This is a genomic window from Pseudomonas sp. PvP100, from assembly GCF_017833055.1.
GTDB classification, from domain to species: domain Bacteria; phylum Pseudomonadota; class Gammaproteobacteria; order Pseudomonadales; family Pseudomonadaceae; genus Aquipseudomonas; species Aquipseudomonas syringae.
Window position 1 is genome coordinate 2748936 of record NZ_JAFIBO010000001.1, and the last position, 24610, is coordinate 2773545.

General features: G+C 56.8%; 23 protein-coding genes, 4 tRNA genes and 1 riboswitch. Of the genes, 7 read left to right on the forward strand and 20 right to left on the reverse strand.

Features of this window, described 5'->3' with window-relative positions:
* Positions 1-21: 21 nt before the first annotated feature.
* The 4 genes from JOE39_RS11585 to JOE39_RS26330 all read right to left on the reverse strand — a co-directional run bounded on the left by JOE39_RS11585 (position 22) and on the right by JOE39_RS26330 (position 2987).
* Positions 22-732 (reverse strand): hypothetical protein, encoded by a 711-nt coding sequence (locus JOE39_RS11585; RefSeq protein ID WP_004404383.1) that lies wholly within the window; start codon positions 730-732, stop codon positions 22-24.
* Entirely contained in the window at positions 732-1202 is a 471-nt protein-coding gene (locus JOE39_RS11590; RefSeq protein ID WP_057445929.1) for a RusA family crossover junction endodeoxyribonuclease, read from the reverse strand. The genes JOE39_RS11585 and JOE39_RS11590 overlap by 1 nt, the downstream gene beginning before the upstream one ends.
* A 5-nt stretch (positions 1203-1207) precedes the next feature.
* The gene (locus tag JOE39_RS11595) at positions 1208-2377 is read right to left on the reverse strand and encodes a restriction endonuclease (protein ID WP_004404385.1); all 1170 of its coding nucleotides are present in this window, start codon (positions 2375-2377) and stop codon (positions 1208-1210) included.
* 418 nt (positions 2378-2795) lie between these two features.
* Positions 2796-2987, reverse strand: coding sequence for a hypothetical protein (locus JOE39_RS26330; RefSeq protein WP_003347578.1), 192 nt, complete (start codon positions 2985-2987; stop codon positions 2796-2798).
* Between the two features lie 252 nt (positions 2988-3239).
* Here JOE39_RS26330 and JOE39_RS11605 point away from each other — a divergent pair, with 252 nt between their 5' ends.
* The gene (locus tag JOE39_RS11605; protein ID WP_057445942.1) at positions 3240-3896 is read left to right on the forward strand and encodes a histidine phosphatase family protein; all 657 of its coding nucleotides are present in this window, start codon (positions 3240-3242) and stop codon (positions 3894-3896) included.
* 127 nt (positions 3897-4023) lie between these two features.
* Here the strand turns inward: JOE39_RS11605 and JOE39_RS11610 are convergent, their stop codons facing one another.
* Positions 4024-4734, reverse strand: coding sequence for a hypothetical protein (locus tag JOE39_RS11610; protein ID WP_057445928.1), 711 nt, complete (start codon positions 4732-4734; stop codon positions 4024-4026).
* A 986-nt stretch (positions 4735-5720) separates the two neighbouring features.
* Between JOE39_RS11610 and JOE39_RS11615 the strand changes: the two genes are divergently transcribed.
* Positions 5721-6692, forward strand: a complete 972-nt coding sequence (locus JOE39_RS11615) for a hypothetical protein (protein ID WP_004404388.1) — start codon at positions 5721-5723, stop codon at positions 6690-6692.
* 293 nt (positions 6693-6985) lie between these two features.
* Here the strand turns inward: JOE39_RS11615 and JOE39_RS11620 are convergent.
* Positions 6986-7062, reverse strand: a tRNA-Arg gene (locus tag JOE39_RS11620).
* Positions 7063-7379: 317 nt separating this feature from the next.
* On the opposite strand from JOE39_RS11620, the gene JOE39_RS11625 reads away from it, so the two are divergent.
* The 3 genes from JOE39_RS11625 to JOE39_RS11635 all read left to right on the forward strand — a co-directional run bounded on the left by JOE39_RS11625 (position 7380) and on the right by JOE39_RS11635 (position 8596).
* A complete protein-coding gene (locus tag JOE39_RS11625) occupies positions 7380-7619 on the forward strand; it encodes a hypothetical protein (protein ID WP_057445927.1) in 240 nt (79 codons plus the stop codon).
* Between the two features lie 36 nt (positions 7620-7655).
* On the forward strand, positions 7656-7841 hold the full coding sequence (locus JOE39_RS11630) for a PA3371 family protein (RefSeq protein ID WP_024642788.1): 186 nt from the start codon (positions 7656-7658) through the stop codon (positions 7839-7841).
* Positions 7842-8269: 428 nt separating this feature from the next.
* Positions 8270-8596 carry an Arc family DNA-binding protein gene (locus tag JOE39_RS11635; RefSeq protein ID WP_002554423.1) on the forward strand — a complete coding sequence of 109 codons (327 nt, stop codon included), beginning with the start codon at positions 8270-8272 and terminating at the stop codon, positions 8594-8596.
* A gap of 186 nt (positions 8597-8782) precedes the next feature.
* On the opposite strand, the gene mgtE is transcribed toward JOE39_RS11635, so the two are convergent.
* A complete protein-coding gene (mgtE, locus tag JOE39_RS11640; RefSeq protein WP_003424840.1) occupies positions 8783-10225 on the reverse strand; it encodes a magnesium transporter in 1443 nt (480 codons plus the stop codon).
* Between the two features lie 325 nt (positions 10226-10550).
* Between mgtE and bamE the strand changes: the two genes are divergently transcribed.
* Positions 10551-11042 carry an outer membrane protein assembly factor BamE gene (gene bamE, locus JOE39_RS11645; RefSeq protein WP_024664782.1) on the forward strand — a complete coding sequence of 164 codons (492 nt, stop codon included), beginning with the start codon at positions 10551-10553 and terminating at the stop codon, positions 11040-11042.
* 44 nt (positions 11043-11086) lie between these two features.
* Here the strand turns inward: bamE and JOE39_RS11650 are convergent.
* The 7 genes from JOE39_RS11650 to ltaE all read right to left on the reverse strand — a co-directional run bounded on the left by JOE39_RS11650 (position 11087) and on the right by ltaE (position 17045).
* Positions 11087-11163: transfer RNA gene (locus JOE39_RS11650), tRNA-Arg, on the reverse strand.
* A gap of 87 nt (positions 11164-11250) precedes the next feature.
* Positions 11251-11327: transfer RNA gene (locus JOE39_RS11655), tRNA-Arg, on the reverse strand.
* 109 nt (positions 11328-11436) lie between these two features.
* Positions 11437-11527: transfer RNA gene (locus tag JOE39_RS11660), tRNA-Ser, on the reverse strand.
* A gap of 62 nt (positions 11528-11589) precedes the next feature.
* Positions 11590-11778 carry a carbon storage regulator CsrA gene (csrA, locus tag JOE39_RS11665; protein WP_002554426.1) on the reverse strand — a complete coding sequence of 63 codons (189 nt, stop codon included), beginning with the start codon at positions 11776-11778 and terminating at the stop codon, positions 11590-11592.
* Positions 11779-11947: 169 nt separating this feature from the next.
* Positions 11948-13180: an aspartate kinase gene (locus JOE39_RS11670; RefSeq protein WP_003369901.1), complete on the reverse strand. Its 1233-nt coding sequence runs from the start codon at positions 13178-13180 to the stop codon at positions 11948-11950.
* A 91-nt stretch (positions 13181-13271) separates the two neighbouring features.
* Positions 13272-15896 (reverse strand): alanine--tRNA ligase, encoded by a 2625-nt coding sequence (alaS, locus tag JOE39_RS11675; protein WP_210077354.1) that lies wholly within the window; start codon positions 15894-15896, stop codon positions 13272-13274.
* A gap of 144 nt (positions 15897-16040) precedes the next feature.
* Positions 16041-17045 carry a low-specificity L-threonine aldolase gene (gene ltaE / locus JOE39_RS11680; RefSeq protein ID WP_210077352.1) on the reverse strand — a complete coding sequence of 335 codons (1005 nt, stop codon included), beginning with the start codon at positions 17043-17045 and terminating at the stop codon, positions 16041-16043.
* Between the two features lie 212 nt (positions 17046-17257).
* Positions 17258-17423, forward strand: a riboswitch (FMN riboswitch).
* 126 nt (positions 17424-17549) lie between these two features.
* Here ltaE and JOE39_RS11685 point away from each other — a divergent pair.
* Positions 17550-18062 (forward strand): 6,7-dimethyl-8-ribityllumazine synthase, encoded by a 513-nt coding sequence (locus JOE39_RS11685; protein WP_003369893.1) that lies wholly within the window; start codon positions 17550-17552, stop codon positions 18060-18062.
* Positions 18063-18140: 78 nt separating this feature from the next.
* On the opposite strand, the gene astE is transcribed toward JOE39_RS11685, so the two are convergent.
* The 6 genes from astE to aruF all read right to left on the reverse strand — a co-directional run bounded on the left by astE (position 18141) and on the right by aruF (position 24490).
* On the reverse strand, positions 18141-19148 hold the full coding sequence (astE, locus tag JOE39_RS11690; protein ID WP_024642716.1) for a succinylglutamate desuccinylase: 1008 nt from the start codon (positions 19146-19148) through the stop codon (positions 18141-18143).
* A gap of 11 nt (positions 19149-19159) precedes the next feature.
* On the reverse strand, positions 19160-19447 hold the full coding sequence (locus JOE39_RS11695) for a hypothetical protein (RefSeq protein ID WP_003314741.1): 288 nt from the start codon (positions 19445-19447) through the stop codon (positions 19160-19162).
* Positions 19448-19508: 61 nt separating this feature from the next.
* Positions 19509-20855, reverse strand: coding sequence for an N-succinylarginine dihydrolase (gene astB, locus JOE39_RS11700; RefSeq protein ID WP_210077350.1), 1347 nt, complete (start codon positions 20853-20855; stop codon positions 19509-19511).
* A 48-nt stretch (positions 20856-20903) separates the two neighbouring features.
* Positions 20904-22373, reverse strand: a complete 1470-nt coding sequence (gene astD / locus JOE39_RS11705; RefSeq protein ID WP_210077348.1) for a succinylglutamate-semialdehyde dehydrogenase — start codon at positions 22371-22373, stop codon at positions 20904-20906.
* Positions 22370-23395 carry an arginine N-succinyltransferase gene (astA, locus tag JOE39_RS11710; protein WP_210077346.1) on the reverse strand — a complete coding sequence of 342 codons (1026 nt, stop codon included), beginning with the start codon at positions 23393-23395 and terminating at the stop codon, positions 22370-22372. The genes astD and astA overlap by 4 nt, the downstream gene beginning before the upstream one ends.
* A 63-nt stretch (positions 23396-23458) precedes the next feature.
* Positions 23459-24490, reverse strand: coding sequence for an arginine/ornithine succinyltransferase subunit alpha (aruF, locus tag JOE39_RS11715; protein ID WP_003424821.1), 1032 nt, complete (start codon positions 24488-24490; stop codon positions 23459-23461).
* Positions 24491-24610: the final 120 nt, after the last annotated feature.

The following is a 24610-nucleotide window of genomic DNA, read 5'->3' on the forward strand; positions in this document are numbered from 1 at the left end:
GCTTCAGCGCCAATGGGACAGTTACCAACGAGTCGTGTCTATGGGCCAACCTTTCTTGCTGTAGTCTGTGGCCTGTTTGCGGAGAGCCTGGTAATGTCCTCGCAATTGTTTCACGTACTCGATGTCCACAAGAGCTCCCTGAGTTGCAGCGATCACTACCTCATGCATCTGATACAGATCATGACTCACCGAATCATCAGTAATCTCCGCTGACACCAAGATGCGGCGCTGAAGAAAACTATTGTAGAGGTCGAGAATCGAGGCTTCTTCACTCTCGGGATGACGGCAAAGGCGCCCCAGCCCACGAAGCAGTGACGCATATCCTGCCCAGAGACTAAGCATCTGCCGGGCTGCGTCTTTAGGCTTCTTGTTAAACACCGGAAATCTCGCTTTCAGCAATTCGCGAAACTGCTGATCTCTGGAGTTATCGTCTCGTGTGTTGAATTCTAGGAATGCCGACTGCTTGATGTCGATGTAGCGGAAGTCAATCAACGCATATGGAAACCGCAAGGCGGCATCGGCAATTGCCAATCTCCGAGCAGCTATCTCATCGTCAGAAAGTCTAGGATTTACAATCTCGACGAAAACCAGTTCCTTATCATCCCCCCTTCGTGCTATCGCATCGAATCGCAAACCAGAGTCTGAAAGCTGTGCCTCTACGTCAACGACGTAGCCTCGGCTCCTGTACTCACTGGCTATCGAATCAAGCTGGTACCGCTCGTATTCTCTCATTACCAGAATTTCCCATTGCTATCCACGTATGGCTCGACCTTAACTGCAGTTGCATGCTGCTTTGGGAGAGGTGCTCCGGTAGCCGAGTTGCCAGCCCCATTAGCGATCATAAGGGCATTGCTGATTTCGCGAGCGAACCCTATGGGAACCAAAAGACTGGCTTTAGGAACGGGGGGAAATCGCTCGGTAATAATGCGGGTAACCGCTTTATCATTCTCGAAGATAGCTGTCGCAAGACCATCGATGGTGTGTTTCAAACCGTTGTCTATATCGATATATTGTTGGTTGATGGGAAAATAGAAAACCTTCACGGTGAGAGCCGCTATGGACTTCGCTTTTCCTGGGTAGTGAAGCGCGACAGCACCCTTTGCAGCAGCTTCGACAAGCGTCTTCCATGCAGCCTTCTTGCCAGATGTCGAGTTGACAGAGGATGGATTGCCTAACACCGTAAATTCAATCGGTATCGTCATCGCGTTCACGCCTCCTCAGCTTCGGCCTGGAATATCTCGATCAGCTTCTGGTTGTAGTCATCCAAATATGTCTGGAGGCCTTCACGATCAACCAAGCGCACGTTCGCAGTCGTGGCCAGCTCCTTCGCCGACTTGGTGAACCAAGAGTTAGTGACAACCATCGCGTCATCGCAGCCGTAGAACGCTTTAGCAGAGATCGCTTGCTGGACGGCAGAGTTGCCTACCGAGCTGGTGTAGTTTTTGGCCTGTATCACCATAGTTTTACCGAAGCGACTCACGAACAGGTCGGCACCTTGATCAGCGGTCTTCTGAGTGCCTTTAACGTCGTACCCGATGGTCTGGAAGATCTCAACTAGGAAAGCTTCGAACTGGAATCCGTCCATAGCGTCGACCAAGTACATCGTGATGAAGCGGTTGGGATTGAAGTGCTCGAGCTGGCTGCCCAGGCGCTCAACCAAGATGTCGAAGTAGATCGATTCGCAGTGGCCAAGGCCAGAACGGAAATTCAGCAGTGCCACCAAGGGCTGGCCAGCAATGGTGGCTGCTTGGCGGTTGAACTGCATCTCGGGAAAGTCGATGTCGTTTTCCCAGACGTAGTAAAAGAACAGTGCCAGGTCAACTCTGAAAGACGTGCCCGCCTCTTCGATCCAAGAGCGCAGCGTGCTCGCTAGGTCTGGTCTGATGTGGCGGGTGACCTCCCTTGCAAAACCTGCGTACGCCGAGTTAAAAGCCGTGGTCAGCAATAGCTTGTCGAGCAGCGTCGGAAGCTGTTCAAGCTCATCGAAGCCTTTACGAATCAAGACCTCCCTGAAGAGTTCTCGCTCGGTGTAGACACCGTCCATCCGTGCACCAGGAACACCAGCCTCATCTCCCCCGCTTGCGGCGGTGTCGCGAGTGGTGTGGATGAAATTGGTGAAATATGGCGTCTTCAGTTCAGCGTACTTGCCCAGCACATTGTTCAGTAGATCGTTGAGCTGAGCCTGTTCCTTTTTCTTGCCCAAGAAGTCTTTTAGGAAGCCTTTTGACTGGTACTGAAAGTCAGGATAAAACGAGGGGTCGAGCGGCGTGAGGCTTTGCTCGCCAGCTTGGGCGGTTGAAGGAACAACCCTGAGATTGCATCGAGGACAGACTGTTTCAAAGGTTGTTCGGTGACAAGCATTACATTGGTAGATCACAGTTGTCCTTCCTTGGTAACGGGTAAGCAGAGCCCGGAAGATAGCCTAGTGCTACACCATCGTCTATTCGTATGCAACGTTACGCCTTCCGTTATTGAGCGGACGCCGGTGAAAGGGAGCACTGAACCCACTCTCTGAGCTCAGAGTAGACTTGGACAGTCCATGCTTCGCTGGTCTGGAGCAAACCGAACTCGTTAGAGCAATTGGCCCGGAACCAAGCTGCCAGTGATAATGGAGCAGGTGCAGTGCATGACCGCGGATTACAGCTGTGCGTCGATAAGCGGAGCCGCGTTAAGCGTCCGCTCCGCAGCACTGCATGTGGTCGCGATTCTATGGGCCCCACGGGATACCGGCTGTTTGGAACTGGTGAGGACGAGGGAGAGGCGCTCCGTTTACAGACTAAGCGGGAGGCCTCTAACTACAGCATGACCACGTCGCGCTCTATCGAGGCTCTCCAGTCATCAGGCATGTTGTTATAGACGTCGAAATCGACAGCTACTCCAGTCAGGGCTTCCAAATCAGCCTCCAAATCTTGGATGTCGAAAAGGGAAATTTTGCCTCGCATGTTGAGAGACATGGTGGCCAAGATGGCGAGGTCACTGCCATCCACGTCCGTTCCTCTTGCGGTCGATCCAAAAATGGCAGGCGATGCGAATCCATAAGACTCTATGAGCTGTTGGATCGGGCTGGCTTTACCCTAGATTGCGTGAGACGGTTTCATAGTTTTGCCCTTCGTTCGCCTCGGAATCATCCGGCCAAGCTTGGCCTTGTCGATGTTAGGATTTGGTCTCCCGCCCGGCTCCAGAATTGACTTCTCGCGTAGGTCAGCCCTCTCACAGCGTCTCCGAGGATATGGCAAATGATGAAGTTGGTCAGGCTGATTGGCCGTGGTGAAAGTACCGCAAACGCCGGTGCGCCCACTCAGGATCACGCGAGCATTCCTCTCACTGAGCATGGTGTTGATCAGGCACGCCGAGTCGCCCTTTTATTCGCCAAAGCCCCATACTTGATAGTCACTTCGCCGTTTTCTCGCTCTATGACCACCGCTCAGTTCATGGCAAGCGCTTTCCCAGCAGTCCCTCTGGAGACGTGGCCAATTCAGGAGTTCACGTCCCTAGAGCCTGCGAGGTACGTGAATACCACAGTGGCTCAGCGGCGGGACTGGGTGAAGGAGTATTGGAACCAAGCCAATCCTTCGTTTTTAGAGGGTGATGGATCTGAGTCATTCATTGAGTTTGTATCACGGGCGCAATCGTTCCTAGAGCGGCTTGAGGCCCATCCGGCGAAGGACATTGTGGTTTTCTCGCATGGACAGTTCATCAACGCCGTGGCGGGGTTTGTCGAGCGACAGCCTACGGAGATCGACAGTCGCATCATGACAGATTGGCGAGAGTACGAAATCGCATATCACGTTGCGAATTGCGACGGGTGCCGGCTGGTCCGCGATCAGGGGAATTTTGGCTGGAGGCTTATGCCAAAGAATGCTAAAGGCGCGGCTCTTCGAGCACGGCTGTCGTAAACCAAGCCGCCCCTAAGGGCGTCTTGGCCCTTCGGGCTTGCATCCTCACGTCTCTAGCCGTGCCGGCTTGCGGGCTCCGCTTGCTATATTTCAACACGAGCGATCTTACAGTCCATAATAACCTGCATTAAAAGACTTGCAACGAATGTAGAACTAATAAGGTAGGCCCTACCACAAGAACATAAAGCGCAACAAAGTTTCGACCCGCGTTTACGGATCTGCCCAATAAAAACTTGGAAGCCTTCGAAACAACAACTATAAAAAATAAAAGTAACAGCGGGAAGACCGAAAAAACGACGATATTCACAAGTCCCATAAATAGCCCGCCAGTACCACCTATAATCGCCATTGCCAGGGCGAGCTGATAGTCCAGCAGTTCATGTCCCAGCATCAAACTGAGAGGTGCTGCAGTCGCACGTAGCAGGCTGCCCGGCAGCACGTGAAAGTGATCACAGGCCAAAAAAATAAATGGAATACAGAAAAACAACGCCGCCCATCCCAACATATCCATCAACTGGCTTTCGATATCCATGCCAACCCGAATGGATAACCAAAGCCCCATGAACGTTACACAGTAGACAGATACAACAGGCTTAGCAGAAGCTGGCAGGATAAAAAAAGCCACTACAGACGCGATGGCCAGCCATCCCATCGCTTTGCCCAAAAAAGCCATCTCTTTTTTGTAATCCGCATTGGCACGCCAACGCAAGAAAAACAGGCCTAATGACGATAGTGTAGCTAAAACCTTCTGACCCTCAGGCGTCTTTCGTAGGTTCCCCTCTCCCCAAGCGGTCATCATAAATATTTGGATGATAAGCAGGATAATACTTATAGTCATGACGCCTCACGTTGGTCGGGTAATGCCTAGCGTGAAAAAAGCTAACTAGGCGCACTGCATCTCACAAACTAATCGGCAGGAGCGCCCATATCTTTAAATAGCCACGTCTGAATCAAGCGCTTCGCAGCCTAACCGGGGTCATGGACGGGAAGCGTCCCGAATCGGTTGGCGATGGGCTGTCAATATGGTAGGCCTGGATAGGCACGAGAACACCAACAGGCGCAAGTGTCTCGCTTCCTTGCTAATGGCATCACTCAAGGTCACGGTTAGCCAGAGATATGTCGATCAGCTCTATACGATAAGTGTCACGATTAGTGATAAAGCGCACGCACATCGCGCCGATGGAAATTACAAATAGGAACGCTATCAATATAGTTACGATTTTAGTCGATGCCGGACTTTCTAAACTTTTTGAAAATAGAGATAACCAGTTGCCTTGAGTGAGCATGTTGCCGAGCGTGAAATTTAAGATTAAGAGAGAGAATACATCAATTTTTTACCATCAGTCTCAGTGAAGTAACCCAAACGCCGCTCCAGCCTTTTTATCTTAAGCTCCAGGTAACGCTTGGCGTTTCTTAGCAAATTAATTATTTTTTCTGATAATCAACTCGATTCATGCTTTACACCCCCTCCCTAGTGTATGAGAGTATATGAAGAATGCAGCCTACGGAGAAGAGAAAGATGGCACTCTGCAATTTTGCGCCTTCTTAGCCGCTAAAATCGCGGGACGCTGTATGGATGCACAGTAACATTGCCTAACCACTAATCACTTCAAAATCACAGGAACCAGGTCACGCTCTGCTGCAGCGTGACCGCAGCATGCAATTGGCTAGGTAAAATGGGGCGTAAAGGGTGCCCGCCTAGATGCCTTTAGGTTGTAATGCATCCATACTCTTCGGTCCTGGAGGTGCGCAGGATCAAAGGCGCAGACCGAACGGAACCGAGGAGCTCAATTGGAGCAGCCTTATTTCAGCCAGGAGAAAGGGATGTCAATGCAGGACAACGCTGTAGCTTCGATCCGACTCGGGGTAGAGGACTTCAAAGCTGCTGAACACGATTTAGCCCGAGCGCTTTCCTCTATTCGAAACTTGACCTCGGGCCTCCTGTTGCTTTTTAAGGTCAAGTTGCAAGCGATGAGCTCACCTGGTTCAGGTGAGGCACTACTCAAAGAGAAAGTGACACCAAGCTTGGGAACTGACGGCAAGGTAATTTGGGTCGGCAGCGGTAAGAAGACCGTAGATGTCCATACGATAATTTCGCGGTTCAAGGGGCTGGGCGTTGATGGAGTAGAGTGGAACCTACTGGAAGCACTCACCACCATCAGAAATGATATCGAGCACTATTACAGCGTCCGCCCTACATCGGTGCTGCTGGAAACCGTGGCGAATTGCTTTCACCTGATACAGCAGTTCGTACCCACTCATTTAGGGGTCAGTCCTGTGAGTCTGCTAGGCCCAGACATTTGGACATTTCTGACTGAGCATGAAGCCTTCTACGAGCGAGAGCGCAAGGCATGCCTAGAGTCACTCAACCATGTCTCTTGGCCATCGGATATTCTTGCAAGCGCAACAGAGCATCTGAGCTGCCCAGAATGCAGGGCCAAGCTGATGAAAGCCTTCGGCGACGTCGAAACACTTTCACTAACTGCGTTTCAGTGCACCCGATGCGAAGCTACATCGCAATTTGGTGATGTGGTTAGCTCAATGCTTACTGGAAAATATTTCTCTGACCTTTACATTGCAGCCACCCAGGGTGGTGAAGGCCCCTTGGATCTCTGCGAACACTGTGACCAAGACTCGTACATTGTCGAGGAGCAACGCTGCGCCATTTGTGGAGATGGCCCGAAAGCTCCTGAGTGTAGGCAATGCGGCGCTCCACTTGATGACGAAGCAGACATTGAGGAAATCCATTCGGATGCGCTATGCGATCATTGTCGATACTTGCTGGAAATGGATTAGACAGACGCCCTTACTCCCGTTACGTGACTCGTTCTGTGCTCGTGGCTAGGGTGTATCCTCGGACAAGGGTAAGCCTGCCCGCGCCTAAGGAACCATCATTGACTGAAATTCCACGTGTACCAGGAAGAGCCTACCAAGTGACTCGTGATCCTGAACGCTTGCTCATCGAAGAGCGAGCCGAGGCTCTCTCACTTTTAGGCTATCACTGGTATTGGACGACATACGGCTATGCATGCTGAGCAGAGGCTCAAAGAGGCAGCTCGTTCAGCAAAGGTTGGTGGCATGTATATATATGGTGTCCCAGGCGGGGTTCGAACCTGCAACCTTCCCCTTAGGAGGGGGATGCTCTATCCAATTGAGCTACTGAGACACTGCGTGCCGACACACCGAGCGGTGCCAGCGAGGACGGCGTGCATCTTAGCGGCATGTGGCGCTTTTGTCATGTCGTCATTGCCCTTCGACCCTGTAGCCGATGTCGCCTGGAAACACGGCCTGATAAACCGATCATGCAATTTGCAATACCCCAAAAAGCCATCATTGCAAAACGCACTGCAGAGCACTTTTTTTAATTTAATAAGACATTGATTTTAAAGGATTTTTTATCATTTTCTGATTGGCATGCAGACTGCATTATTGATATCTGTGGAACACATCTCATCCCAAACGGTCGGGCACAGGTACTGGAAAATGAACAAGACTCTCTCAGTGTTGAATGCGGCAGCTCTGGTGGCTCTGGTGGCATTTCATTTCCAGGATTCTGGTATCAAGGACGCTCAGGCAGCCACGCCTGCTCCTGTCCGCCACCAGATCAGTCAGGCGCCAAAACTGGCGATCATGACTGAACGCGTTGCAAGCGCAGCGATGCTGGCCAATGACGATGATGAGTCACTTCAGTTTCCACGCGCCGAACAGCGCTGGGTTTTCTGATAACGCCCGCAACGACCCTTTCAAGAGAGAGTAGCCATGTCAAAATCCGCGTTGTCATTTCTGGTCCTGGCGATCATGGCTGTCGTCACCGACCTTCTGCTTCCTGTTAATGCACAAGCCATGAGTATCGCTGCAAACATCGCCGCCGGCGTGTTCGCCAGTCTGTTTGTCGTTGCGTTGTTCGTCGGTCGTCGCTTCAAATTCGACCCAGTGCTGCGCTGACAGCGAAGCTACTTGCAGCAATTTGCCCGGTCGTCTGACCGTTCGCATCCAGAATCTCCCCTCCTCCAAAAGAACCTTCCTGCATCGCAGCCAACCCTTTGTCGGCTAACCCCGCTCACGCTGAATTTAGACGCATACTTGGAGTCAAATGGCCATGACAGGAAAAAGCTCGGTGGCGTGCCCTTTTATCCCGGGACAAATGCGATGACTTTGCAAATTCGCTCGCATTTCTGATAATTGGTGCTGGCAATACGCCTCTACCTGAGTCAATATTTGTCACAGAATTGACGCCAAGGATTCGACGGAATGCGGCATTATGTCGGCCCCTTGGAACCCCGGTTGAACATTTGGCCAAAATGACTGTCTGACTGTGACAATCTTGCGGCCACTTGCTAGAACCGCTTCCCCTGAACTAACCGGTTAAATATATGAGCCCTATGAAACAGGCTACTTATTCCAGCCGCACGGCTGACAAGTTCGTCGTTCGCCTACCAGACGGCATGCGTAATCGCGTGCAAGAGGTAGCCAAGAATCATCACCGCAGCATGAACTCGGAAATCATCGCTCGTCTCGAACAAAGCCTGATTCAGGAAGGCGCTCTTGGTGATGAACCAAGCCTGCGTCTCGATAGTCCTGAGCTGTCCTTGCACGAACGCGAGCTGCTGCAGCGCTTTCGTCAGCTTTCACATCGTCAACAGAACGCTCTTGTTTCGCTGATTGCTCATGACACGGAACTCGCTTCCGAAGAGTCCTGAGATTTCACTTAACAGACAAAGGCCAGCGAAAGCTGGCCTTTTTCGTTATAGCCTTCTTGTAGTCTTTTTCTTTATTAGTCGTCGGCTTATCGCGTTACACAACGAGATGAAGACTTGGCCGAAGCATAAAAAAACCGCCTGATCACGGCGGTTTTTTATTTCAAAAGACTGTAAGAGTCGCGAGGCTTAGAGCAGAAAGATCGTCGCCAGCCCAAGGAAGATGAAGAAGCCGCCGCTGTCGGTCATCGCCGTAATCATGACGCTTGCCCCCATCGCGGGATCTCGTCCCAGTCGAGCAAGCGCCATGGGAATGGAAACGCCCATCAGCGCTGCCAGCAACAGGTTGAGCGTCATGGCTGCGGTCATGACCACACCTAATGACCAACTGCCATACAGCATGTAGGCGACCACGCCGATCACCCCCCCCCAGAGCAGCCCGTTGATCAGGCCGACAGCCAGCTCCTTGCGCAGCAAGCGCGCCGTATTACCGGTATTGACCTGGTCCAGCGCCATCGCGCGGACGATCATGGTGATGGTCTGATTACCGGAATTGCCACCGATACCGGCCACGATAGGCATCAGCGCAGCGAGCGCCACCAGCTTCTCGATGGAGCCTTCGAACAGGCCGATCACGCGCGAGGCCAGGAACGCAGTTACCAGGTTGACTGCCAGCCAGGCCCAACGGTTGCGCAGCGAACGCCATACCGACGCGAAGATGTCTTCTTCTTCACGCAGACCCGCCATGTTGAGGACTTCGCTTTCGCTTTCCTCACGGATCAGGTCGACCATTTCATCGATGGTCAGACGGCCGATCAGCTTGCCGTTCTTGTCCACGACCGGCGTGGAGATAAGGTCGTAACGCTCGAACGCCTGTGCCGCATCGTAGGCATCGTCTTCCGGGTGAAAGCTGACCGGATCATTGGCCATGACTTCGCCAACCTGCTTCTCCGGATCATTGACCAGCAGACGCTTGATCGGCAGCACGCCCTTGAGCACGCCCTCGGAATCGACTACGAACAGTTTGTCGGTGTGACCGGGCAGCTCTTTGAGCCTGCGCAGGTAGCGCAGTACGACTTCAAGGCTGACATCCTCACGGATCGTCACCATCTCGAAGTCCATCAGCGCACCGACCTGATCCTCGTCATAGGACAGGGCCGACCGCACGCGCTCACGCTGTTGTGAATCCAGTGTTTCCATGAGCTCGTGAACGACGTCGCGGGGCAATTCGGGAGCAAGGTCGGCCAGTTCGTCGGCGTCCATGTCCCGTGCCGCCGCGAGCAACTCATGATCGTCCATGTCGGCGATCAGGGTTTCACGAACGGAATCGGATACTTCAAGAAGAATATCGCCGTCGCGATCGGCCTTGACCAGCTGCCAGACGGTCAGACGGTCTTCCAGGGGCAAAGCTTCAAGGATATAAGCGACGTCGGCAGAGTGAAGGTCTTCGAGCTTGCGTTGCAACTCGACGAGGTTCTGCCGGTGAACCAGGTTTTCTACACGGTCCTGATGCTGACCTTCCTGACGATGGGTCAGGTCCTCAACAATACGCTGGCGCTGCAGCAGATCGACGACCTGAGCCAGGCGATCCTGCAAGCTTTCCTGCGTTTTTTTTACTTCTCTTTCGGTCATAGGCGAACTCCACTCCCAGCAGCGGAGCACGCCGGGAGATCAATCAGTTAATTCATGATTGTTGAAAAACATTATTGAGTAACGACTGGGTATGTCCATGGAGGTGTTCCACAAGCCCCGGCGGAGCTGACGGGCGCAATGATACACCGCTTTGAGCGAAGCGCACGCGAGAAAATTCAGCTCAGAACAACCGTTTGCAGTGCAAACCTGCACAACTCCGTAAGCCAGCCAGGGTTCGACGTCACATTCAGCCAACAAAACACGCTCGCCCCTTGCAAAGGCGGGAGTTAGCCTTTGCTGACACCCGTCACGGAGGACCTTGGGCATGCGACCTGCCAATCACCTGCTGCTGTGGAGCGCCCTGCTCTGCCTGCCTGCGACTGCAACCGCCAGCAACGTTCATCGATGCGAGGATGCATCCGGAAAGATTACGTTTACCACCCTGGGATGCCCGGATGGGCACAGCACCCGCCTGCAGAGAGCCTTCAACGCACCGCCGGGAACCCGTATCGACGTGCTGCCGCCCGCCAGCACTGCACAAACCGCGCGTGAAAAGCCGGCAGACCAGACAGTTGTCGTGGTGGGCACACGCGATGATGGCTGCGGCAACCGCTTGAGCGCCGAACAGCGCCGGGCTGCGATCATCAACCAGCGTACCCCTCCAGGCATGACGCAGCGTGATGTCGAGAGCCTGCTGGGGCGTCCCGACAAGGTCACCAACCGCAACGGCGAATTGCACTATGTGTACAACCAGAAAAAAGGCCGCAGCAATAAGGTGACATTTGACGAGCACGGATGCGTTAAAGGAAAACGCTAGAAAGCAAAAAGCCCACATCTTTCGATGTGGGCTTTTCGTTTGTATGGTGCACTCGACAGGATTCGAACCTGTGACCGCTCGGTTCGTAGCCGAGTACTCTATCCAGCTGAGCTACGAGTGCATTGGTGTTTTTAGACCAGATCACCTCTGGTTGGAGCCAGTTATCGGAAACCTTGTAATTGCTTACAACACTTCAAACAACTTTAAATGGTGCACTCGACAGGATTCGAACCTGTGACCGCTCGGTTCGTAGCCGAGTACTCTATCCAGCTGAGCTACGAGTGCATGTGTTGGTGCCGCGCATTATAGGTCGTAAAACTGTTTAGTCAAGCACTTTTTCTAGTAAATTCAACAACTTACAGATCAAGCCCAGTTTTACGCACTACATAAATAATGGCGGAGAACGGGGGATTCGAACCCCCGACACCCTTTTGAGGTGTACTCCCTTAGCAGGGGAGCGCCTTCGGCCACTCGGCCAGCTCTCCGCAACACGGGGCGTATAATAACCACCCTTTTCCCCGTTTGCAAACCAAAAATTCAATAAAAATTAATGGCTTGGTTCTTCGTCCTTCTCTTTCTTGATACGCAGGTAAATCTCTTCACGGTGGACAGCGACTTCCTTGGGCGCATTGACACCAATACGCACCTGATTACCCTTCACTCCGAGCACGGTGACGGTGATTTCACCATCCCCAATGATCAGGCTTTCCGCGCACCGACGAGTCAGAATCAGCATACTTTTCTCCTTACGCCTTTATTCAGGGACAACAGTCTGCAACCTATAGGCAGTGACACTAGCAAAACGCCATGACCACTACCTGTATATCGACTAACGCAAAGAAAACAAAAGCCCTTCTGCGCAGCACCCGAAAGACGCGGTCACGCCGCGCCCTTCGATGACAGGGTCATTCACCCTGCCGCGGAGCATCCAGCTCAAAGGCCGTGTGCAATGCGCGCACAGCCAACTCCAGGTATTTCTCTTCGATGACCACGGAAACCTTGATTTCCGATGTGGAGATCATCTGGATATTGATGCTCTCCTTGGCCAGCGCTTCGAACATGCGACTGGCGACGCCGGCATGCGAGCGCATGCCGACGCCGACGATGGACACCTTGGCGATCTTGGTATCGCCGGAGACTTCACGCGCGCTGATTTCACGCGCGGTGGCCTCAAGCACCTGCAAGGCCGCCTGATAGTCGTTGCGATGGATCGTGAAGGTGAAATCGGTGGTGTTATCGTGCGAGACGTTCTGCACGATCATGTCCACTTCGATATTGGCCGCGCTGATCGGGCCGAGAATCTTGAACGCCACGCCGGGGGTGTCTGGCACGCCACGGATGGTCAGCTTGGCTTCATCGCGGTTGAAGGCGATGCCGGAAATGATCGGCTGTTCCATGGATTCCTCTTCATCGATTGTAATAAGGGTGCCCGGCCCCTCTTTGAAGCTGTGCAGAACGCGCAGCGGGACATTGTATTTGCCGGCGAATTCGACCGCACGGATCTGCAGCACCTTGGAACCGAGACTGGCCATTTCCAGCATCTCTTCAAAGGTGATCTTGTCGAGGCGCTGGGCCTGCGACACGACGCGCGGATCAGTGGTGTAGACGCCATCGACGTCGGTGTAGATCTGGCACTCGTCCGCTTTCAGCGCCGCCGCCAGGGCAACACCGGTCGTGTCCGAGCCACCACGCCCGAGGGTCGTGATGTTGCCGTGTTCGTCGACACCCTGGAAACCGGCGACCACCACCACGCGACCCGCTTTCAGGTCGGAGCGGATCTTCTGGTCGTCGATCTGCAGGATGCGCGCCTTGTTGTGCGCGCTGTCGGTGAGAATACGCACCTGATTGCCGGTGTAGGACACCGCCGGAACGCCACGCTTCATCAAGGCCATCGCCAGCAGCGCGATGGTGACCTGCTCGCCCGTGGAGACAATGACATCCAGTTCACGGGGAACCGGCTGATCACTGATCTGCCTGGCCAGCTCGATCAGACGATTGGTTTCACCACTCATGGCCGACAGCACGACCACCAGGTCGTCACCCGCCTCACGGAATTTCTTGACCTTGTCGGCCACCTGCTCGATGCGCTCTACAGAGCCCACGGAGGTGCCGCCAAATTTCTGTACGATTAAAGCCATCTCAAAGCCGCCTCAAATCCCGTTAAGAGCACCCATTAACATTCGAGTCCCAGTACGGCCTGCCGGTGTGCGGCAGGCACGCTGACCCGACTCAGATACCCTGCTCTACAAAAGGAACGGCCAGTGCCAGCGCTGAATCCAGCGCGCCGGCATCGACACCACCGCCTTGAGCCATATCAGGACGGCCACCACCTTTACCACCTACGGCGGCAGCTGCCTGCTTCATCAAATCACCGGCTTTGAGTTGGCCAGTCAGGTCCTTGGTCACGCCTGCGACCAAGACAACCTTGTCCTCATGAACACTGCCGAGCAGGATCACTGCGCGGCCGAGCTTGTTCTTCAACTGATCGACAAGCGCCAACAGCGCCTTGCCGTCCTGACCATCCAGGCGCGTGGCCAGAACCTTGACCCCTTTGACATCCAGCGCAGCTGACGACAGGTCGTCACCGGCGGCACTGGCTGCCTTGGCTTGCAGTTGTTCCAGTTGTTTTTCCAGCAGACGGTTGCGTTCAATCACCGCCGTCAGCTTGTCCAGCAGGTTGTCGCGATTGCCTTTGACCAGCGTCGCAGCTTCCTTGAGTTGATCTTCGGCCGAATTCAGCCAGGCCAGCGCCGCAGCGCCAGTGACGGCCTCGATACGGCGCACGCCTGCTGCAACACCGCCTTCACTGACGATCTTGAACAACGCGATGTCACCGGTGCGGCTGGCGTGAATGCCACCACACAGCTCGACGGAAAACTCGCCGCCCATGCTCAGTACGCGAACGCTGTCGCCGTACTTTTCGCCGAACAGCGCCATGGCGCCCTTCTTCTTCGCCGTGTCGATATCGGTTTCTTCGGTCATTACCTCGGTGTTCTTGCGAATCTCGGCGTTGACGATATCTTCCAGCGCGCGCAGTTGCTCGGGCTTGATCGCTTCGAAATGGCTGAAGTCGAAGCGCAGACGCTGACTGTCGACCAGCGAGCCTTTCTGCTGAACGTGCTCACCCAGCACCTGACGCAATGCGGCGTGCAGCAAGTGAGTGGCCGAATGGTTCAATTTGGTTGCATCGCGAACTTCATCAGCCACTTGTGTTTCAACCTGCGCGCCAACGCTCAGGCTGCCGGACGCCACAACGCCGTGGTGCAGGAACGCACCACCGGTCTTGGTGGTATCACTGACGTCAAAGCGCGCGTCACCGGCCTGCAGGAAACCACTGTCACCGATCTGACCGCCCGACTCGGCGTAGAACGGGGTGATGTCGAGAATCACCACGCCCTCTTCGCCTTCATTCAGGTGAGAAACCGACTGGCCTTCCTTATAGAGCGCCACGACGCTTGCGCTGCCAGTGGTCGCCGAGTAACCGGTGAACTGCGTGGCCACATCGACCTTCACCAGGCTGTTGTAATCCATGCCGAACGAGCTGGCCGAACGGGCGCGCACGCGCTGGGCGTCCATTTCACGCTCGAAGCCTGCTTCGTCCAGGGTCAGGTTGCGCTCGCGGGCGATGTCGCCGGTCAGGTCCATCGGGAAACCGTAGGTGTCGTACAGCTTGAACACCACTTCGCCCGGAACCACGGTGCCTTTGAGGTCGGCCAGATCCTGCTCGAGGATTTTCAGACCTTGCTCGAGGGTCTTGGCGAACTGCTCTTCTTCGCCTTTGAGTACGCGTTCGATGTGCGACTGCTGCTGCACCAGCTCAGGGAACGCAGACCCCATCTGGGCGACCAGCGCGGCAACGATCTGGTAGAAGAAGCTGCCCTTGGCACCCAGTTTGTTGCCGTGACGGCAGGCGCGACGAATGATGCGGCGCAGCACATAACCACGCCCTTCGTTGGACGGCAGCACGCCGTCGGCGATCAGGAAGCCGCACGAGCGAATGTGGTCAGCCACGACTTTCAGCGAAGCCTGGTTGTCATTGCTGCAACCAATGGCCTTGGCCGACGCAGCCAGCAGGCTCTGGAACAAGTCGATTTCATAGTTGGAATGCACGTGCTGCAGGACCGCACTGACACGCTCCAGGCCCATGCCGGTATCGACCGACGGCGCTGGCAGCGGGTGCAGCACGCCATCTGCAGTCCGGTTGAACTGCATGAATACGTTGTTCCAGATTTCGATGTAACGGTCGCCGTCTTCTTCCGGCGAGCCTGGCGGGCCGCCCCAGATTTCCGGGCCGTGATCGAAGAAAATCTCGCTGCAAGGGCCGCATGGGCCGGTGTCGCCCATGGTCCAGAAGTTATCGGAGGCGTACGGTGCGCCTTTGTTGTCGCCAATACGGACCATGCGCTCGGCAGGTACGCCGATCTCCTTGGTCCAGATGTCGTAGGCTTCGTCGTCAGTGGCGTACACCGTGACCCAGAGTTTTTCCTTGGGCAGGTTGAGCCATTTTTCGGAGGTCAGGAAGGTCCAGGCGTAGGTGATGGCATCACGCTTGAAATAGTCACCGAAGCTGAAGTTGCCCAGCATTTCGAAAAAAGTATGGTGACGAGCGGTATAGCCGACGTTTTCCAGGTCGTTGTGCTTGCCACCGGCACGCACGCATTTCTGACTGGTAACGGCGCGGGTGTAGGCGCGCTTTTCCTGGCCCAGGAAGCAATCCTTGAACTGGTTCATGCCTGCGTTGGTGAACAGCAGGGTTGGGTCATTGCCCGGAATCAAGGAGCTTGAAGCGACACGGGTGTGGCCTTGCTCTTCGAAGAAGCCAAGGAAGGCTTCACGGATTTCTGCGCTTTTCATAGGTTCTTCCACGGAGACTGCGGCCAGAGGCAAGTGCAAAACGTCAAATGACGTAGCGACGGCAAAGGGCCGCATTATATAGGCGTTGCGCCCTCGGTACAGTGTGTTTGTGCGATAGAAACAAGTAACTGGATTATCGGCATGTCATGGGTGTTCAAAGGCTGCGAATGCGGCGATGACCTGTTCGACCTGAGCGCGCGACACGTTCAGGTGGGTCACCATACGCAGCCGCGCCGAGGCCGTGAGTACGATGCCACGCTCGGCGCAGAACGCTTTGAGCGATGCCGCGCGCTCGCCGATCTGCACATAGACCATATTGGTCTGCACCGGCTCGACAGCGTAGCCGAGCCCGCTCAGGCCTTCAGCCAGAAACGCCGCGTTGGCATGGTCGTCCGCCAACCGCTCGACCTGATGATCCAGCGCGTAGAGCCCTGCCGCCGCCAGCCCTCCAGCCTGACGCATGCCACCGCCAAGCATCTTGCGCAAGCGGCGGGCCTTGGCGATCAACGGGTGCGAACCACACAGCACCGAGCCGATCGGCGCGCCCAGCCCCTTGGAAAGGCAGACCGAAACCGAATCGAAGTGCCGGGTGATCTCATGGACATCGACACCCAGCCTGACCGAGGCGTTGTACAGCCGTGCGCCGTCCAGATGGAGGGCGAGCCCCTTTTCCAGAGTCAGGGTACGCGCGGCAGCCAAGTAGTCCAAGGGCAGCACTTTGCCCTGCATGGTGTTTTCCAGAGCCAGCAGGCGCGTGCGGGCAAAGTGAAAATCATCGGGCTTGATGGCGTCGAGCACCTGCTGCAGGTCCAGGGAGCCATCGGCCTGTACCTCCAGGGGCTGTGGCTGAATGGAGCCCAGCACTGCCGCACCGCCACCTTCGTATTTATAGGTGTGGGCCTGCTGACCGACGATGTATTCATCGCCACGTTCACAGTGCGCCATCAGTGCAAGCAGATTGCTCATGGTGCCCGACGGCACGAACAGCGCGGCATCAAACCCGAGGCGCCCGGCAAGCGTCGCTTCGAGCAGATTGACCGTAGGGTCCTCGCCGTAGACGTCATCGCCAACGGGCGCACGTGCCATGGCATCAAGCATGCCGGCCGTGGGCAGAGTCACTGTGTCGCTGCGCAGATCGATGACAGTCACGAAAAAGCTCCCTGAAGTTGAAGATCGATAATGCATGCAACCTTTGGCTTGCAACAAGGCATTACTGACGACGCGGTACATGATAATCAAGCGCCGCCGCTCTCGATACTCCGACTCCTTATAAGAAAAAGGCAGGTATACCGTACGAAAGTGTCCATGCATGATCCAGCGAACTATGATAAAAATCTCGCGCCGGCCACGTAAAGTGACGGCAACGTTCTCAGGGCGGGGTGTAATTCCCCACCGGCGGTAATGACGCGCAATGCGTCTAGCCCGCGAGCGCTTGGGGGTCGTGGCGTTGGCCGCGATCTGCAAGGTCAGCAGACCCGGTGTGATTCCGGGGCCGACGGTCATAGTCCGGATGAAGAGAGAGCGGGATTGGCGCCAACAAGAACGTCTGCAAAACCTATCCATGAACGACATCGTTCAGGAGGCTTTCCTACGCAGCTTGAATCCCTTTCGATCCAAATGCCCTGTTTTTTCCATAAACAGGAGTCAGAACACGTGCAACCAACCGCAATCGACAGCAAAAGCAAAAGCCACGCAAACGAGCGTGTCGCGTTCATCCAGGCCTGCTGGCACAAGGATATCGTCGACCAAAGCCGTAAAGGTTTTATCGCCGAGATGGCCAATCAGGGCTACGCCGAAAGCGATATCGACATCTTTGAAGTGGGCGGCGCCTTTGAAATCCCGCTGCATGCAAAACTGCTGGCCAATACCGGCCGCTACGCTGGCATCGTCGGCGCCGCACTGGTAGTGGACGGCGGCATCTATCGTCACGAATTCGTCGCGCAGTCAGTGGTCAGTGCGCTGATGCAGGTCCAGCTGGAAACCGAAGTACCGGTGTTCTCCGTGGTCCTGACACCGCATCACTTCCATGCCGGCGAAGAGCATCAGAAGTTCTTCTTCGATCACTTCGTGCACAAGGGCGAAGAAGCAGCCAAGACCTGCGCTGACACCCTGAACAAGGTACGCAGCCTGCGCCGTCTGGATGCACAGCAGAAAGCGGCCTGCTGAGACGCAGCATCGGTAGGTGTTCTCCCGGACACCTATCGTTCTGGACGCTTTGCGTCCGATCCTGAGGGTGCCGAGCGATCAGCCGAGGCTATCCGCATCAGTGGGTACGATCAGAATCCCCGCCCGCAGGCCGTTTTTGACCTTGGGGTTGGGGAAGATGATCCTCGCGCCCTCTTCTTCCACTACCCAGCGTGAACCACCCGCGTCTTCGGCCAGTACGTAGCCCTTTTCCAGCGGGGAGAAGTTCTCGACGTCATCGGCCAGGTTGAAGGTGAATGCATCGGTGCGTTTGATCACTTCCCGCGCCACGCTGAACAGTTGCAACCCTTCAAGATCGTCATCCCGCTCGGGCTCAGTGCCTTCGATGAGCTGCTCGAGACACAAGCGCAGCGGCCCAAGATTGACCTGCTGGTTCTGCCCGAACGGCCGCGCCTTGCCCAGTTCCAGAGTGAAAGCCTCGGCCCCCAATTGATCGTAGGTGTAGGCGCTGAACACAATGGACGGCTTGTTCTGCAGCAGCACCGCACTCATGCCCGCCGCTCGTAGCCGGGCCAGCTCAAGCCGGGAATGCTGACGTCCTTCCTTCCACGGGTACAGCGCGAACTGTTCGATCGTCGAGCCGCGAATGGCGGTGTGCAGATCGTAATGCAGCCGATAACGCTCCGGCAGACTGAAAAAGCTGGCGGCCAGTCGTTCCAGCTCGCAGGCCCGCAACGCCTCGGCACCACCGCTTTGCAGATGACGGCCGTTGAACAGCCGATTGACGTCCTGCTCGACAAAACGCGCCCCGCGTCGCATGGCGTCGGGATTGCCGAACAGGAACAGAATTCGTGCGCGCGGTTTCAGGTCGCCGCGCGCAATGCTGCGGATCAATTCATCCAGCAGCTCAATGGGCGCAGTCTCGTTGCCATGGATACCGGCAGACAGCAGCAGGTCAGTGCCATTGTCACGAGCCTCTGGTGGGCGGACTTCCAGTGCGCCCTCGCCCATCCAGCGCATGCGCACGCCTTCGACGGTCAGTTGAGTCTTCTCCGCCGGCTCACGTCCAGCCAGGGTCAGTTCAAGCAGTTTGCCGAGGGCGAGCATGGCGCGCTTCCTTAGTGGTTGCAGTCAGGGCCGTGAACGTGACCGTCTTCCTCGACGCCCATGTCGGCCGGCTCCATTTCCAGTTGCAGGCTGACCAGGTTGGTCGCCAGCGGACGCAGCAGCAGGTTGGCGTATTCGGCATCGTCTTCTTCGACGTCAACGCCGATCAGCAACTGGCCACGGCCATCCTGCTGAATCCACAATTCCTTGCCCTGCCAGATGACGGCAACGCGGGTGCAGGATGTTTCCAGCTGGGTGCCATCAGTGTCTTCAAGGATCAGTTGCAGGGCGTCGCTCATATAAAAATGCTCTCTATAAAGGAAAAAGTGCGCCGGACAGTGGCCCGACGCGCAGGATGCTTCAATTCAGTTGAAACGGATAAACCGCGCCCAGTTTAAGGATTTGCGTCAGTTCATCCAATGCAGCGCGGCATTCGTCGAGCAATCGAGGGTCGGCCAGATCGCTTTCACTCATGCGATCCCGGTAGTGCCTGTCGACCCACTGCGTCAACGTTTCGTACAACGGCGCAGTCATGATCACCCCCGGATTCACCGCCGCCAGCTCTGTGTCGTTGAGCGCCACCCGCAAGCGCAGGCAGGCTGGACCACCACCGTTCTGCATGCTTTGTTTGAGGTCGAACACCTTGACCTCGGCAACCGGGCTGTCATCGGCGATCAATCGTTGCAGGTAAGCCCAGACATTCGCGTTCGCCTGGCACTCCTGCGGCACGATCAGCAGCATCGAGCCATCGGACCGCGACAACAGCTGGCTATTGAACAGGTAGGAGCGCACGGCATCCTGAACCGAGACCTCGGCACGCGGTACGCAAATCGCCCGCAACTGCCCGCCGACACGACTGAGTTTGTCGCGCAGCTCATCGAGCATCGGTTCGGTATTGAGGAACGCGTCCTGGTGATAGAACAGCACCTCACCGCTGCCGACCGCAATCACATCGTTGTGGAACACCCCCTGATCAATGACCGCCGGGTTCTGCTGACTATAGACCACGCCGGCTTCGCTCAGACCGTGCAGCCGCGCAACTGCGCGTGACGCCTCCAGGGTCTGACGCGCCGGATACTTCTGCGGCGCCGGGTAGCGCGTGTCGAAGGCACTGCGGCCAAACACGAAGAACTCGACACCGGCCTCGCCGTAATCACGACAGAAACGGGTGTGGTTGGCAGCGCCTTCATCGCCAAATTGCGCGACAGGCGGTAGCGCAGGGTGATGAGCGAAATGCTTTGCATCCGCGAACATCGCGCCGAGCACGCGGGTGGTGGTCGGATGCTCGATGCTGCGGTGGTATTTGCAGTTGAGGTTGGCCGCCGTGAAATGCACGCGCCCATCGGCAGTGTCGGCACTGGGGCTGACCGTGGCCGCGTTGGCCACCCACATGCTGGATGCCGAGCAACTGGCGACCAGCAACGGCATGTCCTGGCGGGCCGCTTTTTCAATCACCTGCTCATCGCTGCCGGTGAAGCCCAGACGGCGCAGGCCGGACACATCAGGACGTTCCTGCGGTGCCAGCACGCCTTGGGTAAAACCCAGGTCCATCAGCGCTTTCATTTTCGCCAGGCCTTGCAGCGCCGCCTCACGCGGGTTAGCACTTTGCTGGCTGTTACTCTGGGAGGCAACGTTACCGTAGGACAACCCGCCGTAGTTGTGGGTTGGCCCGACCAGACCGTCAAAATTCACTTCACAGGACTTCATCGGCAAGGCTCCGTGGATCTATTCTTATAAGCAATCGTGCGCACACTGTCAGCTCAGCCTGATGCCGGGGGTCAGTGTCGCAGGCAGCGTCAGGCTGCCGGCCTCCAGCGAAGCCACCGGATAGGCGCAGTAATCGGCCGCGTAATAGGCGCTGGCGCGATGGTTGCCCGAGGCGCCTACCCCGCCAAACGGGGCGCTGCTGGCGGCTCCGGTCAACGGCTTGTTCCAGTTGACGATCCCGGCACGGCTGTGCAGCCAGAACTGCTGATAACGCGCTTCGGAGTCAGAGAGCAGACCTGCCGCCAGGCCATAACGGGTGGCGTTGGCTTCGGCGATGGCGGCGTCAAACCCGGCGTAGCGGATGACCTGCAGCAGCGGGCCGAACAGCTCTTCGTCGGATCTATCAGGCACCGCGCTGACATCGATAATGCCCGGCGTCAGCAGCGCCGAGCCGGGCTGCGGCTGGCGCATTTCCAGCAGGGTCAGTGCGCCGTTGGCGAGCAGATTGCGCTGCGCGTCGAGCAAGGCGCGTGCAGCCTCCAGCGAAATCACCGAACCCATGAACGGCGCAGGCTGTTGATCGAACGCACCGGCTTCGATAGTAGCGCTGACGCCAACCAGTCGTGCCAGCAAGGCATCACCCCAGTCGCCTTCGGGCACCAGCAGACGACGCGCACAGGTGCAGCGCTGGCCCGCGGAAATGAAGGCGGACTGAATGATGGTGTACACCGCTGCATCGATGTCCTGAACCTGATCGACGATCAACGGGTTGTTACCGCCCATTTCCAGGGCAAGGATCTTGTCCGGCTGACCGGCAAACTGCTGATGCAGCGCATTGCCGGTCCGGCTCGACCCGGTGAAGAACAGGCCGTCGATACCCGGATTGGCCGCCAGCGCGATTCCGGTTTCGCGACCGCCCTGCAGCAGGTTCAGGACCCCGGCAGGCAGCCCGGCTTCGATCCAGCACTTGACCGTCAGCTCAGCGACTTTCGGTGTCAGTTCGCTGGGTTTGAACAGCACCACGTTGCCCGCCAGCAAGGCCGGGACGATATGGCCGTTGGGCAGATGCCCGGGAAAGTTGTACGGGCCGAACACGGCGACCACGCCGTGCGGCTTGTGGCGCAGTACCGCAGTGGCGTCGCCCAGTGGCCCGCTCTTTTCGCCGGTTCGTTCGCGATAGCTCTGCACCGAGATGGCAATCTTGTTGACCATGCTGGTCACTTCGGTCGCTGATTCCCACAACGGTTTGCCGGTCTCTTCACCGATGCAGTGCGCCAGCGCGTCGGCGTGATGTTTGAGCCGTGCAGCGAAGGCCTCCAGTATCGTGATGCGCTGATCCAGAGACAGCAGTGCCCAGGCGGGAAATGCCTGACGCGCCGCCTGCACCGCCTTCTCGACCTGCGCGGCGCTCGCCCCACGCCCGGACCACAGCACCTGCTGGGTCACCGGGTTCAGCGAATTGACTACCTCACCCTGCCCGTCCTGCCACGCGCCTGCGATGTAAAGGCTATTCATCAAACGCCCTCCCGCGCCGCAGACAAGGGCACCGCGCGCACATTGTCGCCCGCACTCATGCGCAGCCGCTTGGCGGTCTGCGGAGCGACGACCAGGGTACCGGCGGCAAAACGCGCAGCGCCTACCGTGACGCGGCAGTCTTCACGCTTGCGGTTGTAGATGAGGAACTGTGGAGCGTCGTCACCTGGCGTGCCGATGGCCAGCACCAGCGTCTGGCTGTCCTTGATTGCGCGAATCTTGCCGGTCTCACACTCGATGGCCGGGCCGGCATCGAAGATGTCGACATAACCCTGATACGAAAAACCTTCGCTCTTGAGCATGGTCAGCGCAGGCTCGGTGTCGGCATGCACTCGACCGATCACGTTGCGTGCGTCTTCGGAAAGAAAGCAGCTGTACAACGGAAACTTGGGCATCAGTTCGGCGATGAATGCCTTGTTGCCCACGCCGGTCAGGTAATCGGCCTGACTGAATTCCATCTTGAAGAAATGCCGCCCCAGACTTTCCCAGAACGGCGAACGGCCCTGCTCATCGGACATGCCGCGCATTTCAGCAATGATCTTGTTGCCGAACAGCTTCGGGAATTCAGCGATGAACAGCATGCGCGCCTTGGACAGCAGGCGGCCGTTGAGGCCGTTACGCGAATCACTGTGCAGGAACAGCGAGCACAACTCGGAATTGCCGGTCAGGTCGTTGGCCAGGAACAGGGTCGGAATTTCCCGATAGATGTTCAGCTCCTGTGAAGCGCTGACGGTCAGACCGACCCGGTAGTTGTACCAGGGCTCGCGCAGACCGACCGCTCCGGCAATGGCGGAAATGCCCATCACCCGGCCGTCGTCATCTTCCAGCACGAACAGGTAATCGGCATCGCCGCGCTCGGCTTCTCCGCGAAAGGTCTTTTCGGCCCAGCCTACCCGATGCGCCAGACGCTGCTCATTGGCGGGCAGAGTCGTCAGACCGGCGCCGGTGCTACGCGCCAGCTCGATCAACGCGGGCAGGTCGCTGCTGCGTACAGGACGAACGATCATGTTATCTCCTCAGCGGCTCATCAAGAGCCTTGAAACTCGCTAATCAGCTATCGAACGTCCGGTTCAGACCGCGACAATCCGTACACTGGCACCTTCACCAACACCCAGGGCATCGGCAGCCTGGAGACTCAGCACCACCGGCCTGCCGGGCGCCCAGTCCAGTTCCAGCAGCACCGCGCGGTAGTCCTGCAACAGGCCATTGGCGATCAGATACAGACGCCCACCCTTGCCGACATCGCTGCCTTGCCCGGGCTCGACCTTGACCGGAACCAGACGGCTCTGGGCAATCGAACGAATCCCGGACACCCGAGCGTGCAGCGTCGGTCCACCGTCGAAAATGTCGATGTAGTGATCGGTTTCAAAGCCCTCGCGCATCAGGATGTCGAAGGTGATCTGCGCGCGCGGATGTACCTGTCCCATGGCTTCCTGCGCTGCGTCGGGCAGCAGTGGCACGTAGATCGGGTAATGCGGCATCAGCTCGGCGAGGAAGGTCCGGCTTTTCAGCCCGCACAGGCGTTCGGCAGCGGCGTAATTGATATCGAAGAAGTTGCGCCCGATGGCATCCCAGAACGGTGAGTCGCCCTGCTCATCGCTGTAACCGACGATCTCGGTCACCACCGAATCGGCAAAGCGCTCGGGGTGACTGGCGACAAACAGCAGCCGACCGCGCGAATTGAGCTCCGACCATGCCGTGCCGACCAGCTCCGGGACCACGTAGAAACTGGTCAACAGGCTGTTGCCGGTCAGGTCATGACACTGCGACAGCACGTGAATCTTGTTATGGATCTTCAGTTCGCGGGAAGCATGCACGAAGGTTTCGTTGCGAAAACTGTAGAACGGCTCGGAGTAGCCCGCCGAGGCCACGATGCCCGAGCAGCCCACCAGCTTGCCGCTTTCGCTGTCTTCGAGCACGAAGAAGTAGGTTTCTTCGCCGTTGAAGCTGACTTCGGCGGCAAACGACGCCTCCGACGAGCCGATCTTGTCGGTCAGGCGGCCAGCATCGTCGGGCAAGGACGTGACACCGATAGGGCTGTCGGCAGCGAGGCGTTGAACCTCGGCCAGGTCAGCCATTTGCGCAGGGCGCATTACCAGCATGGTGCCACTCCTTGTAGATCGACCAGCCTTTACGACCGGCGCTAGTAAAAGCACCACACGGCGTCAGGCCGCATGGCGCAGGAAACAGGTGCGGCACCCGCCATCAGGCGGACGCCGCTA